Origin of the sequence: Pseudomonas silesiensis, assembly GCF_001661075.1 — a bacterium.
Classification (GTDB): domain Bacteria; phylum Pseudomonadota; class Gammaproteobacteria; order Pseudomonadales; family Pseudomonadaceae; genus Aquipseudomonas; species Aquipseudomonas silesiensis.
The window spans coordinates 219,714-235,551 of the sequence record NZ_CP014870.1; the positions used below are offsets into that span (position 1 = coordinate 219,714).

Here is a 15,838-nt window from a genome sequence, read left to right on the forward strand (position 1 = left end):
ACTCAGTTCGGTTTCTGTTGGTTTTGGGCTGCGATGATTTCGGACGCGGCCACGTAATCTGCCTGGAAGGCCGGGGATTCGATCCACGCCAGGGCGCTGGCTTCATCCGCTTCGGTGGACCATTGGCGGTACTCGATCAACGCGCCGATGATGAAGTCGGTCGCTGTTTCTTCGCCTTCCTGCTCGAGCACCAGCGCGAGCAGCGGGTGTTCAAGAAAGGCCGCGCACATGGCCTGCTGGCTGATCTTTTGCGCCTCGATCATTTCTTTGAACAGGTCGGTCAGGTCCACCGACTCGAAGTCGATGCGATCGTCGTTCGGGTCCAGCTCGACCGGCGCGGCGGCCCGTTGGGTGCGGTTCTGCTTGGCCTTGGCTTTGGCGCGGGTGGCGCGTTTTTGCTGCTTGTTGGCGGAGGCCATGGGCGTCGTTCCGTATTTCGTTGAGTGGGCAAGTCGATCAGCTGCGTGGCACTAGCCGCCCGGGGATATCGGGGGCCAGTTCACCGCTTTGCAGCCAGGACAATGCAATGGGCCATAGTGTGGCTTGGTATGGGCTGCGAAAAAAGGCGAAATGTCCGACTTCTTCTTCGCCAATGTCTTCGGGGGCGATTCGCAGGTGGGTGTTCGTGCTGTTGCTGAAGTATCCGAGCAGGCGTTCTATGGCCGGGATTGTGCCGTAAGGATCGTCGCTGATGCTGATGGCCAGGGTTTTGGCTGTCACTAAAGCGAAGGGTAGCCCGCCGGTTTTAGCGCTGATCGTACGACCGCTGGGGCGTGTTTCGTACTGCGCGGTGGGCGTGCTCCAGTCGCGAACCACGGCGGCGGGCGTGTCTTCCAGCCAGCCGAGGCGTTTTCCGGGGAAGTAGCCAAAGATTCTTGTGAGCAGCGGCATCACCACATGCCACTTGCCGAACATCCGCCAGCGATGAGCGGGCGCATAGTCGCGCCAGTAAGCAAATTGCGCACCCACGGTCACCAGGCGCCGGATCAGGTGCCCAGAGGCTCCCAGGCCCGCGGCACAGCCTCCAAAGCTGTGGCCGACGACATCGATGGGCTGGCCGGGGAACTCCCGCTGAGCGCGCTTGAGCATCGCCTCGAAATCCAGCGCACCCCAGTCGGACCATGAAGCGTCCAGATCCTTTAATGATGCAGGGCGCGATTCGCCGATGCCGCGGTAGTCATAAGTGATGACGTCGAAGCCATTGGCGAACAGATAGTCGGCAAAGCGCGAGTAATGTCGGCAGCGAACCGAGGTGGCGGCGTTGATGATGACGATCGGGCGCGCGATGTCCTGAGGGGCGTGCCGCCAAGTAAAGCCGCCGAGGATGAACCCGTCTGCGGCAGGCTCCCTGAACGCTTCGCCAGCAATGGCGGTGTGCGGCGACAACACGATTTGAGAGGGCGCCAGCGGTGGCATGTCCTGCAAGTTCATCGGCTTCGGACCTTTGCGGGTGGCTGCCAACGATAGTCCTCGCGCAGCTTATGGACAATCCATCCGTGTCGAGCCGGGTGCCTGATCGAGCAGTCGCTCTTCAATGGCTGCCCGCTCCCGATCCAGTTCCGCACGCAGCTCTTCTTCGCTCGGCAGCACTAGCTTGTACTTGCTCGCGAACAGTTGTTCGTTGCCTTCCAGCACTGAATAACGCACCACCGACTCGTCTTTTTGCGCGCAGAGAATGATGCCGACGGTAGGGCCATCCTCCGCTCCTCGTTTCAGGTCGTCGTACATTCGCACATACATGTCCATCTGGCCGACATCCTGGTGAGTCAGCTCGCCGCGCTTGAGATCGAAGATAACGAAGCACTTGAGCAGGTAGTTGTAGAACACAAGGTCGATGTAGAAATCTTTGCTGTCAGTGCTGATGCGTTGTTGGCGGGCGATGAAGGCAAAGCCTTTGCCCAGCTCGAGAAGGAAGGCCTGGAGCTGATGGATCAATGCCTGTTCGAGATGGGTTTCCTGGGTCAAGCCCGCGTTGGGCATTCCAAGAAACTCGAGTATTACCGGGTCTCTGATAAAATCACGTGGGTGTGCCTTCATGTTCTGGATGTGGGTGGCGGCTTCGTGTTCGACGGCAGGTCGGTCGCGGCTTGTCAGCAGGCGCTCGTAGTAGAGGGTGTTGATCTGGCGTTCGAGGGCGCGAGACGACCAGTTTTGGATGGCTGATTCATTCATGTACCAATGGCGGGCGTGTTCGCTATCGACGCGCAGCAATCGGCGATAGTGAGTCCAGCTCAATTCGGAACGCACTGCGTTCCAAATCGGGAAGGTCTGATAAAAATCGCGCATATACCGCAGGTTTCGCTCATCAAATCCTTTTCCGAAATCGGTGGTAAGAACTTTCGCCAGTGTTGGTAGCAATCGCTTGCCGTATGCCGCCCGCCGAGCCCCCTCCTGCTCGAACTCCACGATATGCCTGCCGATCTGCCAGCAGGTTTGCACCTGGACCGTATCGACCGCTCGCAGCACCTTCTGACGTGCATCGCGGATCAATTCGCCAAGATTGCCAAGTAGCGAGGCGAGTTGGGGGTCTTGAGTGTTATCGGGCCTGAGTGCGCTCATGAAGTCTTCCGCAAATGGATGAACAGGCAGAAGAGGATTGCAGAGGCGGGTAGGTCGACGATGTCGGGCGCGGCTGATAATCGGGAAGGAAAACCCGATGTGTACTGCAGGATCGCTCCGAAGGCAGTCCCTGCTTAAGCAATACAGCCTGTAGTCCATTTCGTAGTGTGCTCAAGGCGGAGCGGCGTGACACAGCGGATGTTGGCAGCGGTGGCGCGCGCAATCTGGTTTTTCACTGGAGCGATGGTGAATAGCTGCGTTGTTGAGACAAAGCGATTTCGTTGGCGCTCAAATCCGCAAACAGCAGGCTGTTTGCGGAGTGCCGCGGGCTAGGGTTTGCGGTTTGCCTAAGCGCGATGGATGGTTTGCTGAAGAAACACCTTGGGGAGGATGAGTCAGCGGATGCTGCGGATGTTGCCTTTGTTGCCTTTTACGGTGACGGAAACTTTTTTGAAGATGAAGTAGTTTTCTTCGTTCACTTCATAGCGAGGGGCGACGATCAGGTCGGCGCCGGAAGATTTGACCGCTTTGTAGGCCGCTGCCGATTTGACTGCGCTGACGGGATCCAGGCCAAGGCTACCCAAGCCACCGCTCTCGCCGCCATAGCTGACGCCATCGGCGAACTGGGAATCACCGCCAAACTTTAGGAAGCCGAACAGGACGTTGACCGAAGACTGGCCGGAGATGGCGTCACCGACAGCGATGTCCGCTTTCAGGTCTGCTTTGACGGTACTGTCGATCGGCGAGGATGGCTGGCTGTTGTTGTAGCTGACGCAGCCGCTGGCTGTGGCAATGATGGTCGACAGAGCGAGGAACTTCAAAAGCGTATTCAAGAACTGTTTCCTTACTTTGAAATGCAGGCAAATTTGCTGCTGCATTAGTTTCGCTTTGTAAGGGCGGACACTCCATGAGACACATCCTGAAGCGATGTATGAAGGCTTGGATACGACTGGAAGGAAAAGGACGTGGCGGATGTAGGAATATTCAGTGGTGCCAGGGCTTGCTTAATCCCGGGCATAAAAAAACCCTGAATCTTGCGATTCAGGGTTTTCGGTATTTGGTGTCAGAGGCGGATACAACCCGTTGGTTGCAGGGCTAGTAATTTGGCGTCTCACCCCGTAAAGCTCGTTCAGCAGGCAGGCTTTCTCAAGGAGACGGAGGTTGTGCGTGCGCTGGTCACCGCCACCCGGTGATCATAACGAAGCCAAAGAGTGAATAACCGCAACACGCAATGGGTTGGTTTCCACGCTCAGCAGCTTGATGGCCAAAGCGCAGCAGACCACGATCAACATGGGTTTAATCAACCGTGGACCGACCCGAACAGCGGCTCGTGCCCCCAATTGAGCGCCGATGAAGGCTGCTAACGCCATGGCTATGGCAATCGGCCAGATAATCACACCTTTGGTAATGAAGACCGACAGAGAGCCCAGATTGCATGAGGCATTGGCAAGTTTGGTAAAGCTCATGGCCCGCATCATGCCGAGGCCGCAGAGAAGGACAAACCCGACAATAAAGAAGGAGCCTACACCGGGGCCAAATATACCGTCGTAAAAGCCCAGGATGGGGGCCACGGTAAACGAAAAAAGCATGATACCGATTTTCTTGCGCCGATCTTCATTGGCCAGCTTTGGAGAGAACGCAAAATAGATGGCCACCAGAATCAGCATAATGGGCACGCAAACTTCCAGATAGCGCTTATCAATAGAACTGACCAGCAAGGCACCACTGGCGCCGCCAATAAATCCGCAGATAACCAGGAATCGGCCTTCGCGCCACTCGATCAGTCCTTTGCGAGCAAAGGTTACAGTTGCCGAAATAGTTGCCGAAGCGGCCTGGAACTTGTTCGTTGCAATCGCACTGATGGGGTCTACCCCAGCCAAAAACAGTGCAGGCAAGGTTATCAGTCCACCACCACCTGCAATCGCATCAAAGAAACCGGCGCAAAATGCGACGAGCGCCAACATGCCAATTACATCCCAAGACATCCAATTCCCTCATTTGTAATTATTGGGCAGTTCATCCACATGACTGTCCATCCAACTGTCTGAATGTGTAACAAAAATCAGCCCTGCAGCCGCAAGGGGTCCTCTGAAATAACAATAGGAGAAGAAAATTTCGACAGCCCAAAAATGCGAACCAGAACACGTCTGTTGTCTTTGATGACATCGCGGCAGTGCAAGGCCCGGATGTTATTGATAACCATCGCCGACTCTTGCGTCAGCGTGTACTCGACTGGAGTTGCCTCGCCTACACCCTGGCAAAGGGCGGCGTATGCCGTTTTGACAAAATTCGAGGCGTTGTCGTTGACCGAAAAACGGTATGAATTGAAGCGGGCCGCGAAACCGACCTTGTCATCGAACTCCAGAATCGAAACATTACGACCATCCTCTCCCTTGCCACTGACGAAGGAGTCACTGCGGGTGAACTGAAAATTCCCTGTGGTCAGCGCGAGGCAGTTGGTTACTCCGATTTTTTGCAGTACGGGTGGAAGCGGAATTACGGAGGTCGGTTCCAGGCTTGGGTTCCACAGGGCCGAGAGTATAAGCGACGATGGTGAGGGGGAGTGCCCGTCTTGCGCGTTTACGGCGCACCAGTAAGGCGCTTCGGTATGTGGGCCGAGCGCCAGGCCGGAGTGGGAGCTCAGTTCCTTGATGTCCGGCTCGGCAGGGATTTTGGTCAGTCCGCCACCCTTGAAGTTTGCCACCAGTCGAACCAGTTTTCCTTCGTTGTCCATGTCGTAAGCAAAGGAGCTGTTATCCACCAGCTTCAACAAAATTTGATTGCGGGCGGCTAGGCAAAGGACATCATGTCGACTTTCCAGGGATGCCAGGTCCGGAAGTTCATCGGGTGGACGGGTATCGGTGATCTTTTGTAATCCATCAAAAATCAGTAGAGAAACAAGACCATCGGAATAAGCGCCAAGCAGTTCGCATTGATCCTTCGAGAATGAGAATTTTAACTCTGTGGCGGCCAGATAAGCTTTGGACTTGGCTCCCGAGGCTTGCGGTCCGCCAATGGCAGCCAGTTCTTCAGAGTATCTGTGAAGCAATTTTGATTGTTGAGTATCAAAGCTGAATGTTCTGACTTCCTGTTCAGCAAAAGACTCGGCGGTTTCGATACGTTGTTTAATTGCTTCCATCATTGTGATGTTCATGTTGTATCGGCCCCTTATTTTTTTAATGAGGGCGGTTGGCTGTTTCGATAATGCATCTCGCTTCGAGAGGAAGCACTGGACCGCTGTCGAATGGGTAGAGGATTAAATATTTTAGGTGTGCGCAGGGAGCTGTAACGCGACAGTCCAAGCGTCGTTGAATGCCCAGTAATGTTTGGTACCGATATTTTGGCGACTTGAAACAACAGTGGAGGCTCTTTACTTAAAGCTTGTCCTTCATCAACTACTATTATGGGTGTGATTTAAATCTCCCTGAAGTCCGATCTATAATAGATAGACGATTTACTAAAAAGCCGGGAGAGCCTATCATCAAAATAACGGGCGGCAAATTTTTGGTTGTTTCATAAAAATACAACCGTGATGATTTTATTGAAGAAGAGAATCTATTGATATCCCTTCCAGAAGACTTGTGTGCAGGGCGATCCGAGCGCTAACCAAGATGCCTCTTAAATACTTCCTGAGGGTTGGACGAAGCGCTTGGGAGATTGCAGGCCGCTTTCCATAACCAGTCCCTGCCATGCTCTCCAGCGTTTCCAGGCCTCTCAAACGCTGGGCACATACCCAATATCCTTGAGTGCATCCCATAACATGCGCTTGCGATCGGAATCCATGATCACCGTGGCGTAGCAGTGCCCCTTATGCAGCGCGAACCCGTCCAAGACCAGGCGCCTGCCTCACGAAGGTCGAAGGTGGCCGCGTTTCGCTCCAGCCGTCGTTTGTCGACGATCCATGATCGACTGCATCGAAGATGGCAGCCGGAATCGAGCCGGATCAAATCCCGGGCATAAAAAAACCCTGAATCTTGCGATTCAGGGTTTTCGGTATTTGGTGCCCAGAGACGGAATCGAACCGCCGACACGGGGATTTTCAATCCCCTGCTCTACCGACTGAGCTATCTGGGCAACGGGGCGCATTAAACGGGTTTTTCAGGGGGTCGTCAAGCAAGTTTTCATAAAAAATTTAATTATTACCGTCGCTTACGATCCGACCCCCGAGAAATCAGGGTTATTCGGCCGGTGGAACGTAGCCGTCAGCCTTGGCGTAATCCTCGCCGGAAAAGAACTTGTCCATCTCGCCCTGGAGATATTTGCGGTCTTCGGCGTTCATCATGTTCAGGCGTTTTTCGTTGATCAGCAGGGTCTGGTGTTTTTGCCAGTCGGCCCAGGCCTTGGCCGAGACGTGGTCAAAAATGTCCTGGCCTTTGGCGCCCGGGAATGGAGCGCGCTCCAGGGCGGGCAATTCTTCTTTGTACTTGCGGCACATGATGGTGCGGGTCATGACGACTCTCCTGCGTTCAATACGGCGGCCGCGCGTTCGAGCAAGGTTTTGACCGGGGCGGCAAGGCCCAGGCGCGGCGGGGTGGCGAGGTTATACCAGAGCCAGTCGGCCTCGGCCACGTGATGGCCGGCCTCCTGGACCTGAACTAGCCAGGGTTCGATAGCCAGTTGGAAATGGCTGAAGGTGTGTATCAGGCTCGGCAATGCCTGTTGGCTGCCCAGTGCCAGCGAGTGCTGCGATGCCAGATGTTGCAGGTCGTCGAGGTCGTCGAGTTCCGGCAGGCTCCAGAGGCCGCCCCACAGGCCCGTGGAAGGGCGCCGGTAAAGCAGGATCGCGCCTTCGCCGTTGGCGAGCATCGGCATCAGCGTGCGCTTCTGTGGGATGGCCTTGCGCGGCTTCGGGATCGGGTAGCGGGTCTCGAGGCCGAGCATGTGCGCTTCGCAACCCTTTTCCAGCGGGCAGAGCAGGCAACTCGGCTTGCTGCGGGTGCAGAGCGTGGCGCCCAGATCCATCATCGCCTGGGTGTAGGCATTGACCCGATCATGGGGTGTAAAGCGCTCGGCATTGGCCCACAGCTGTTTCGAGACCTTGGGCTCGCCCGGATAACCCTCTTGCGCGGTAAAGCGCGCCAGCACCCGTTTGACGTTGCCGTCGAGGATCGGCGCCCGCAGGCCCATGCTCAGGCTGGCGATGGCGCCCGCCGTGGACAGGCCGATGCCCGGCAGGTCCGTCAGTTTTTCCACGTCCCGGGGAAACTCGCCGCCATAGTCGGCGACAACGATCTTCGCGGTCTTCTGCAAGTTGCGCGCGCGGGTGTAGTACCCGAGCCCGGTCCACAGGTGCAGTACTTCGTCCTCCGGTGCGGCGGCCAGGGCTTCGACCGTCGGCAGCGACGCCATGAAGCGGTCGAAATAATTCAGCACCGTACTGACCTGGGTTTGCTGCAACATGATTTCCGAGACCCACACCCGATAGGGGGTGATGCCCTGTTGCCAGGGCAAATCGTGGCGGCCGTGGCGGTCGTACCAGTCCAGTACCGCCGAAGAGAACTGCTCGGCTCTCATCGCTTGAACAACCCCTTCAGCGCATCTTTGAGTTCAGGACTGACCTTGTCGCCCAACTTCTCATCGATTTTTTCGCTGATTTTGTCGCCGGCCATTTTGCCCGCGACCTTGCCCATGCGTTCATTGTCGAGGCGACAAGCCTTGGCACCCAACTCCAGTGGGCCGCGGCAGCGCAGTGGCCATTCGATGCCGACGAATTTCTCGCCCACCTGGCAGGCCGGGTCTGGCATGTCGCTCTTGTCGCCTTCGACGATGATGCCCACGCGGTAATCCATGCCCAGCACTCGCAGGTCGACATCGCCGTCGCCGTTGACGGTCATGCCCGGGATGCGCACTTTCAGGTCCGGGTTGCTGGCCACGCCATTACGGAAGGTCAGGTTGCCCTTGAGCTCCTGGAACGGCGTGTCCTTGCCCCGTGGCTCGCCGCTGAGGGTTTTGCGGTTGAGGGTGGCGATGCCTTTGCACAGTTGCTGTTCGAGATTGGCATTGAGCAATACGCCATTGTTGATGACGAAACTGGCGTTGCCGTTGAGGCTGTCGATCAGCGCGCTCTGACTGTTGCCGCTGCCGGTCAGGTTGCTGTTGAGCGTGACCAGGCCCTTGACTGGCGGATTTTTACCTTGGCTTTCGAGGATTTTTTCTACCGGTACCTGGTTGATGTGCGTCTGCATGTTCAGCGTAGGCACCGACTGGCGTACGTCCAGGGTGCCCTTGGCTTCGAAGTTGCCGTCGTACAGGTTGCCGCGCAGGTTTTCCAGGGTCAGCAAACCACCCAGGCCGGTGGCTTTGAGTGCAGCGTTCTGGATCGGCAGTTTGTCGAGGGTCAGCTGGCCGAAGGTCAGGTCGGCGTCCACATCGAGTTTGCTCAGGCGTTCCACCGGCAATAGCCGCGCAGTGCTCCAGGGGCCTTTGGTCGGTGATTGCGGCAGTGGAGTGCTGCCCGCACTGGCCATGGCATCGGCCTCGGTGCTGGCGACTTCGGCTTCGCGCACCTGTTTCGCGCTGTTGGCTTCGGCGGATTTTGGCGGCAAGTAACGATCAACGTTGAAGGTGTCAGCCTTGAGGCTCGCCCGCAGCGATTGTTTGGCGAAGTCCTCGACGGCGATACGACCGCTGAAGGTGCTGTCGTCGACCTTCAGGTTGATGTCGTCGAACGACACGCTGGTCGGTGTTCCGGAAAGACGGCTGGCCAACTCGACTTTGCTCAGGCTGCCTTCAGCCATGGCCGGGAGTTTCTGGCCGATGCTGTCGACGAATTTCGCCAGGTCAAACTGGGCAATCGACAGGCCGCCGCTGATTTGCGGGGTCTTGTCGAGGTCGTTGACCTTCAATTCACCCAAAGCGCGCAGTTGATTGGCAGATAGCTTGATACCGGTCCATTCGGCGACGTTGGCCGCTTTATCCAGCAGCAACTGGCCTTGGGCGGCGAAGGTAATGGTTTTGCCTTGCAATGGATCACCGGCGACTTCACCGGACAGTTTCATGTCTTCGAACTTGTAGCGTTGCAGCGCACGCTCGAAGCGCAGTTCGCCATTGAGCTCGGTACGTACTCGCAGAACCGGTTGGTTGGAGCCGAGAAACGCGGTGAGCTTGATTGGAATATTGGTCGAGTCGTGAACCGCCCCGGTGCTCAGCTGGATGCTTTCGGCGCTGAACAGCTTGCCGGTTTTTTCGTCGCTGTATTCAACGCGGGCGTTGTTGACGGTCAGGCTGTCGATGTCCAGGCGGATCGGCTGGGCCGGTTTTTCCGCTTGGGCGGTGGTCTGCGATGCTGGAGCGTCGGTGGCGGCGGGCGGTGTGGCAGATGCCGGGGCCTTGCCGATGTCTTCCCAGTTTCCGTGGCCGTCCTTGTCGCGATTAAGGCGCAGATTCAGGCCTTCGACACGCACGTCGCTCATCTGCACTTCACGACGCAACAGCGGCAGCACGCGCACCGAGAGGCCCAGCATTTTCAAGTCAGCGAACGGCTCGGTGGGCTTGGCCAGGGTTGCGACACTGGCTTCGTGCAATTCCAGGCCTAGCCAGGGGAACAGGCTCCAGCCGATATCGCCATTGAGCGTCAGCTCGATGTGGGCCTTGTCGCGGGCAATCTGGCGAATCTCGTCTTTATAGTCGTTGGGATCGAAGAGGTGGGTCAGGGCAAAGCCCAGCGCCACAATGATCAGCAACAGCCCGAGGAGTACCAGACCCAGGATTTTGCCGAACGCTTTCATGGGCGAGTCCTTGTAGTTAGTCGAATGTGTAATTTAGCCGGGGAGTATAGCGCCCCGAAACGGGTGATCGGTCAGCGATGATGCAGGCATTCATAATGATTCCGGCTTGTATGGACATGTCTATCCACGACGGTGCTGAATTCAGTCCGTCAGTGATATCACCTCTCGTGTTTCTGTTTCCGGCCCGCGCCCCTATAATGGTTGCCTTTTTCGCCCAATGATTTTTGCGGAGCTGGTGATGGCCGAACGTATGGCGTCTGTCGAGCGCGACACTCTGGAAACCCAGATCAAAGCCTCGATCAACCTGGATGGCACCGGAAAGGCCCGATTTGATATCGGTGTGCCTTTTCTTGAGCACATGCTGGACCAGATCGCCCGTCACGGGCTGATCGACCTGGATATTGTCAGCAAGGGCGACCTGCATATCGACGACCACCACACCGTGGAAGATGTCGGTATCACCCTGGGTCAGGCCTTCACCAAAGCCATCGGCGACAAGAAAGGCATCCGTCGCTACGGCCATGCCTACGTGCCGCTCGATGAGGCGCTGTCGCGCGTGGTGATCGACTTCTCCGGCCGTCCTGGCCTGCAGATGCATGTTCCTTTTACCCGCGCCACCGTCGGCGGTTTCGACGTTGACCTGTTCCAGGAATTCTTCCAGGGCTTCGTCAACCACGCCAACGTCAGCCTGCACATCGACAATCTGCGTGGGCACAACACCCACCACCAGATCGAGACCGTGTTCAAGGCTTTCGGCCGCGCACTGCGCATGGCGGTAGAGCTGGATGACCGCATGGCCGGTCAGATGCCGTCGACCAAAGGCGTTCTGTAATGCAGACGGTCGCGGTTATCGATTACGGCATGGGCAACCTGCACTCGGTGGCCAAGGCCCTCGAGCACGTCGGTGCCGGCAAGGTCCTGATCACCAGCGATGCCGATGTGATTCGCGAAGCCGACCGGGTGGTATTCCCCGGTGTCGGCGCGATTCGCGATTGCATGGCGGAAATCCGTCGCCTGGGTTTCGATTCGCTGGTACGTGAAGTCAGCCAGGACCGTCCGTTCCTCGGCATCTGTGTCGGCATGCAAGCCTTGCTCGACAGCAGTGAAGAGAACGACGGCGTTGACTGCATCGGCCTGTTCCCGGGCGCGGTGAAGTTCTTCGGCAAAGACCTGCACGAAGACGGCGAACACCTTAAAGTCCCGCACATGGGCTGGAACGAAGTGAAGCAGAAGGTGAGTCACCCGCTGTGGCACGACATTCCTGACCTGGCGCGTTTCTATTTCGTGCACAGCTACTACATCGCTGCCGGCAATCCGCGGCAGGTGGTGGGTGGCGGTCACTACGGCGTCGATTTCGCCGCGGCGCTGGCCGACGGCTCGCGTTTCGCCGTGCAGTTCCACCCGGAGAAGAGCCATACCCATGGCCTGCAATTGCTGCAGAACTTCGCCGCGTGGGATGGTCGCTGGTAATGGCCGTCAAGAAGAAGCCGCCGATCCTGACCCTCACTCCTGAACAGGAGAACGAGGCCAACCAGAAGATCAAACGCTTCATGGAGGATCGCTTCGAGCTGGACCTGGGTTCGTTCGAAGCGGCCGAAATCCTTGAGCTGTTTACCCGTGAAATTGCGCCGCACTATTACAACAGGGCGATTTTCGATGTGCAGACGCATCTCAAAGAGAGGTTCGAAAGCATCGAAAGCGACTTGTGGGCGCTCGAGAAAAACTGATTTTCGAGCGAAGCTGAACAATCGAATTTGAAGGTTTGCCAGATGCTGATTATTCCCGCTATCGATCTTAAAGACGGTGCCTGTGTTCGTCTGCGCCAGGGCCGCATGGAAGATTCCACAGTGTTCTCCGATGATCCGGTGAGCATGGCTGCCAAGTGGGTGGAGGGCGGTTGCCGTCGTCTGCATCTGGTCGACCTGAACGGCGCCTTCGAAGGCCAGCCGGTCAACGGCGAAGTGGTCACCGCCATCGCCAAGCGCTACCCGAACCTGCCGATCCAGATCGGCGGCGGTATCCGTTCCCTGGAAACCATCGAACACTACGTGAAGGCTGGCGTGAGCTACGTGATCATCGGGACCAAAGCCGTGAAAGACCCGGCCTTCGTCGCTGAAGCCTGCCGCGCGTTCCCGGGTAAAGTGATCGTTGGTCTCGACGCCAAAGACGGTTTCGTCGCCACCGACGGCTGGGCTGAAATCAGCACCATTCAGGTGATCGACCTGGCCAAGCAGTTCGAAGCCGACGGCGTGTCCGCGATCGTTTATACCGACATCGCCAAAGACGGCATGATGCAGGGCTGCAACGTACCGTTCACCGCTGCGCTGGCCGCTGCCACGCGCATTCCGGTGATCGCGTCCGGCGGTATTCACAATCTGGGTGACATCAAGTCGCTGCTCGACGCCAAGGCGCCTGGCATCATCGGCGCCATCACCGGCCGCGCCATTTACGAAGGCACCCTCGACGTCGCTGAAGCGCAAGCTTTCTGCGATTCGTACAAAGGCTGAGGACTGACCATGGCGCTGGCCAAACGCATCATCCCTTGCCTGGACGTGGATAACGGCCGGGTGGTCAAGGGCGTCAAGTTCGAGAACATCCGCGATGCCGGTGACCCGGTGGAAATCGCCCGTCGCTACGACGAGCAAGGTGCCGACGAGATTACCTTTCTCGACATCACCGCCAGCGTCGACGGTCGCGACACCACGTTGCACACCGTCGAGCGCATGGCCAGCCAGGTGTTCATCCCGCTGACCGTGGGTGGCGGCGTGCGCACCGTGCAGGACATTCGTAACCTGCTGAATGCCGGTGCGGACAAGGTTTCGATCAATACCGCTGCGGTATTCAATCCCGAATTCGTTGGCGAAGCCGCGCAGCATTTCGGTTCGCAGTGCATTGTCGTCGCCATCGACGCCAAGAAGGTCTCCGGCCCGGGCGAAACCCCGCGCTGGGAAATCTTCACCCACGGCGGCCGCAAACCCACCGGTCTCGACGCGGTGGAGTGGGCGAAGAAAATGGAAGGCCTGGGTGCCGGTGAGATCCTGCTGACCAGCATGGACCAGGACGGCATGAAAAACGGCTTCGACCTGGGCGTCACCCGTGCCATCAGCGATGCCCTGGGCATTCCGGTCATCGCGTCCGGCGGCGTCGGCAACCTGCAGCACCTGGCCGACGGCATTCTCGAAGGCCACGCCAGTGCGGTGCTGGCGGCGAGTATTTTCCACTTTGGCGAATACACCGTGCAGGAAGCCAAGGCCTACATGGCTCATCGCGGAATCGTGATGCGCTAAAACAAATCGATGCCAGGCCAGTGGACAGCATGGCGGGCTCAAGGCACTCTTGAGCACGCCATGGATTTCGGTAGCCAGACATGCTTAGACGCCTTCTTCTTGCCCTCGCCAGCGCTTCTGTGTTGCTCGTCAGCGGAGCTCAGGCGGTAGAAAGTCTCGACACCGACCTGGTGCTGCTGACGGAAAATTTCCCGCCCTACAACATGGCAAAGAACGGCAAGAATTTCGCTCAGGACGAGAACATCGATGGCATCGCCGTGGACATCGTCCGCGAAATGTTCAAGCGCGCCGACATCACCTACAGCCTCACGCTACGTTTCCCCTGGGAGCGGATCTACAAGATCGCCCTCGAAAAACCCGGTTATGGCGTGTTCGTGATGGCACGGTTGCCGGACCGCGAGAAACTCTTCAAGTGGGTCGGCCCGATCGGCCCGGATGACTGGATCATGCTGGCCAGGGGGGACAGCAAGATCACCCTCGAGACCCTGAACGACGCGCGCAAGTACAAAATCGGCGCGTACAAGGGCGATGCGATTGCCGAGACGCTGGCCAAACAAGGTTTGAAACCGGTAGTGGTGTTGCGCGATCAGGATAACGCCAAAAAGCTGGTCAATGGCCAGATCGACCTCTGGGCCACCGGTGACCCGGCCGGGCGCTATCTGGCGCGCCAGGACGGGGTGACCGGTCTCAAGACCGTTCTGCGTTTCAATAGCGCAGAGTTGTACCTGGCACTGAACAGGAACGTTCCGGACGATGCGGTTGCCAAGTTGCAGGCCGCGCTGGATCAGATGCGCAAGGACGGTGTGGTCGAAGAAATCATGGCGCGGTATTTATAGCTGCCGAAATGTCTGCCACTGGCAAAGTGGCGGTGGTTTCACTGTCTACCTCAGGCGGATATTCGGCCAGGTAGAAACTGTCGCTATCGGTGTAGGCGATGTTGACCGCAACCTGTGTGCCGTCTTTGCGCAGAAGCTCGTAGTGGCTCTGCAGCTGATAAACCGCCAGGATCTTGTTTTTCGGAACGATGGCGACGACTTCTACGGATTTAGATGTCATCCATCGGCTGGATGATGTTTCGGTGCGAGTGAAACTCTTGCTCAATCTTGCCGAGAATTTTATTGGCAAGACACGCCCCGACGTCGCGATTGGCCACTCGGTTCTGAACTGTATGGATGTGTTGTCGGTGAATATCCGCAGTAGGGTAGGGTTCAGAACCCGATGCGCTGTCCATCTGAAAAACTTGCCCTTGGTTCCTGTGTTATGGCCGTACCCGACCAGCACGTATTTGTCTGTTCTTTCCAACTGGTAGAGCGGTGATCTGGTTAATTTTTCGATAGGTTCCAGGGCATCGTCTTCCACTGCGAACCAGGGAATGGTGGCAACCTGAGTGGCCTCGGATGATTCATGTGGTGGAGCACTGAATCCCGTGAGTACGGGAACTTCTGATGGGGGATTTGCCTGGAGGGGGATTTGCATCCGCAATGAATAAGCAGCGACGTGTGTCGCAGGTTTGGAAAAGCTGGCGGCACCGATGAAGGTGCCCGATGCAAAGTAGATTTCTCCCGCCGCTGCGGCCGGAGGATCGGTGCTCCAGGCGCTGAAGTTCTGTTTGGCGCCGCTGCCCCGGTCGTCCCAGATCTCGTCGCCGACGCTTGACGCGATCACCAGGTCTGCCCGGACACAACGTACTGCATTGAGCGAGGGCTTTTCATGGTTGTTGGAGCTCACCAGACCCAACGCCACATAGCCATCAGGAGGGATCGGACGCCATATCGAACCGTCCGTCCTGGATCCTGAACCCGAATCTTTCCAGACTTGTTCATAGTCATTGGGCCGGCTGAGTGCTTTTCCCTTGGTGGCACCCTCGCTCTGCGGATCACCCTCACAGACAACCGCCATCACTCTTTTTCCGTTGATGTTGTCGTGTCCGGAGACGGCAAGGTCACCCAGCGGGAAAAAGCCAGGTAGTGCATCAGGGGCCGGGGTTGGGCGCCAAAAGGCCCCTGGTTTTGCCTTCGAGCCCTTGCTATCCCAGATCCGGTGAAACTCCGTCGTGAAGTTGATCAGCAGGTTTTCTACTTTTAATGATTCCATTTGCCTCGCGGGCAATGCGACATCGTCATTGGTGTTCATGATCAATCCTGATAGTTGAAAGGCGACTCGGGGGAGTCGCGACCTGTTGCGTGTCTCACTATTCAGGGATTGGCGAGGTATCTGGCGGTAACTATGTATAGGTCGTGACCGGGTATTACCGATAAATGCCAT

16 protein-coding genes and 1 tRNA gene are annotated in these 15,838 nt (G+C 57.3%); 6 read left to right on the plus strand and 11 right to left on the minus strand.

Annotation, left to right across the window (positions count from 1 at the left end):
* Positions 1–2: 2 nt before the first annotated feature.
* The 10 genes from PMA3_RS01025 to PMA3_RS01070 all read right to left on the minus strand — a co-directional run bounded on the left by PMA3_RS01025 (position 3) and on the right by PMA3_RS01070 (position 10,286).
* Positions 3–419 (minus strand): hypothetical protein, encoded by a 417-nt coding sequence (locus PMA3_RS01025; RefSeq protein ID WP_064675432.1) that lies wholly within the window; start codon positions 417–419, stop codon positions 3–5.
* A 37-nt stretch (positions 420–456) separates the two neighbouring features.
* Entirely contained in the window at positions 457–1,431 is a 975-nt protein-coding gene (locus PMA3_RS01030; RefSeq protein WP_064680592.1) for an alpha/beta hydrolase family protein, read from the minus strand.
* Between the two features lie 48 nt (positions 1,432–1,479).
* Positions 1,480–2,559, minus strand: coding sequence for a PDDEXK nuclease domain-containing protein (locus tag PMA3_RS01035; RefSeq protein ID WP_064675433.1), 1,080 nt, complete (start codon positions 2,557–2,559; stop codon positions 1,480–1,482).
* 395 nt (positions 2,560–2,954) lie between these two features.
* Positions 2,955–3,437, minus strand: a complete 483-nt coding sequence (locus tag PMA3_RS01040; RefSeq protein WP_064675434.1) for a hypothetical protein — start codon at positions 3,435–3,437, stop codon at positions 2,955–2,957.
* 315 nt (positions 3,438–3,752) lie between these two features.
* Positions 3,753–4,544 (minus strand): TSUP family transporter, encoded by a 792-nt coding sequence (locus tag PMA3_RS01045; protein ID WP_064675435.1) that lies wholly within the window; start codon positions 4,542–4,544, stop codon positions 3,753–3,755.
* 77 nt (positions 4,545–4,621) lie between these two features.
* Positions 4,622–5,701 carry a hypothetical protein gene (locus PMA3_RS01050; protein WP_064675436.1) on the minus strand — a complete coding sequence of 360 codons (1,080 nt, stop codon included), beginning with the start codon at positions 5,699–5,701 and terminating at the stop codon, positions 4,622–4,624.
* 856 nt (positions 5,702–6,557) lie between these two features.
* A tRNA-Phe gene (locus PMA3_RS01055) sits at positions 6,558–6,633 on the minus strand.
* A gap of 103 nt (positions 6,634–6,736) precedes the next feature.
* The gene (locus PMA3_RS01060; RefSeq protein ID WP_064675437.1) at positions 6,737–7,009 is read right to left on the minus strand and encodes an oxidative damage protection protein; all 273 of its coding nucleotides are present in this window, start codon (positions 7,007–7,009) and stop codon (positions 6,737–6,739) included.
* Entirely contained in the window at positions 7,006–8,073 is a 1,068-nt protein-coding gene (gene mutY, locus PMA3_RS01065; protein WP_064675438.1) for an A/G-specific adenine glycosylase, read from the minus strand. The genes PMA3_RS01060 and mutY overlap by 4 nt, the downstream gene beginning before the upstream one ends.
* Positions 8,070–10,286 carry an AsmA family protein gene (locus PMA3_RS01070; RefSeq protein ID WP_064675439.1) on the minus strand — a complete coding sequence of 739 codons (2,217 nt, stop codon included), beginning with the start codon at positions 10,284–10,286 and terminating at the stop codon, positions 8,070–8,072. The genes mutY and PMA3_RS01070 overlap by 4 nt, the downstream gene beginning before the upstream one ends.
* 238 nt (positions 10,287–10,524) lie before the next feature.
* Between PMA3_RS01070 and hisB the strand changes: the two genes are divergently transcribed.
* The 6 genes from hisB to PMA3_RS01100 all read left to right on the plus strand — a co-directional run bounded on the left by hisB (position 10,525) and on the right by PMA3_RS01100 (position 14,409).
* Positions 10,525–11,118, plus strand: coding sequence for an imidazoleglycerol-phosphate dehydratase HisB (hisB, locus tag PMA3_RS01075; protein WP_064680593.1), 594 nt, complete (start codon positions 10,525–10,527; stop codon positions 11,116–11,118).
* On the plus strand, positions 11,118–11,756 hold the full coding sequence (hisH, locus tag PMA3_RS01080; protein WP_064675440.1) for an imidazole glycerol phosphate synthase subunit HisH: 639 nt from the start codon (positions 11,118–11,120) through the stop codon (positions 11,754–11,756). Before hisB ends, hisH begins: the two co-directional genes overlap by 1 nt.
* Entirely contained in the window at positions 11,756–12,013 is a 258-nt protein-coding gene (locus tag PMA3_RS01085; protein ID WP_050682512.1) for a DUF2164 domain-containing protein, read from the plus strand. The genes hisH and PMA3_RS01085 overlap by 1 nt, the downstream gene beginning before the upstream one ends.
* A gap of 42 nt (positions 12,014–12,055) precedes the next feature.
* Positions 12,056–12,793: a 1-(5-phosphoribosyl)-5-[(5-phosphoribosylamino)methylideneamino]imidazole-4-carboxamide isomerase gene (hisA, locus tag PMA3_RS01090; RefSeq protein WP_010464588.1), complete on the plus strand. Its 738-nt coding sequence runs from the start codon at positions 12,056–12,058 to the stop codon at positions 12,791–12,793.
* 9 nt (positions 12,794–12,802) lie between these two features.
* Complete coding sequence (gene hisF, locus PMA3_RS01095; RefSeq protein ID WP_007897430.1) at positions 12,803–13,573, plus strand: imidazole glycerol phosphate synthase subunit HisF; 771 nt, start codon at positions 12,803–12,805, stop codon at positions 13,571–13,573.
* Positions 13,574–13,653: 80 nt separating this feature from the next.
* Positions 13,654–14,409 carry a substrate-binding periplasmic protein gene (locus PMA3_RS01100; RefSeq protein WP_064675441.1) on the plus strand — a complete coding sequence of 252 codons (756 nt, stop codon included), beginning with the start codon at positions 13,654–13,656 and terminating at the stop codon, positions 14,407–14,409.
* Here PMA3_RS01100 and PMA3_RS01105 read toward each other — a convergent pair.
* Positions 14,390–15,706, minus strand: coding sequence for a Vps62-related protein (locus PMA3_RS01105; RefSeq protein ID WP_064675442.1), 1,317 nt, complete (start codon positions 15,704–15,706; stop codon positions 14,390–14,392). The genes PMA3_RS01100 and PMA3_RS01105 overlap by 20 nt on opposite strands.
* Between the last annotated feature and the right edge of the window lie 132 nt (positions 15,707–15,838).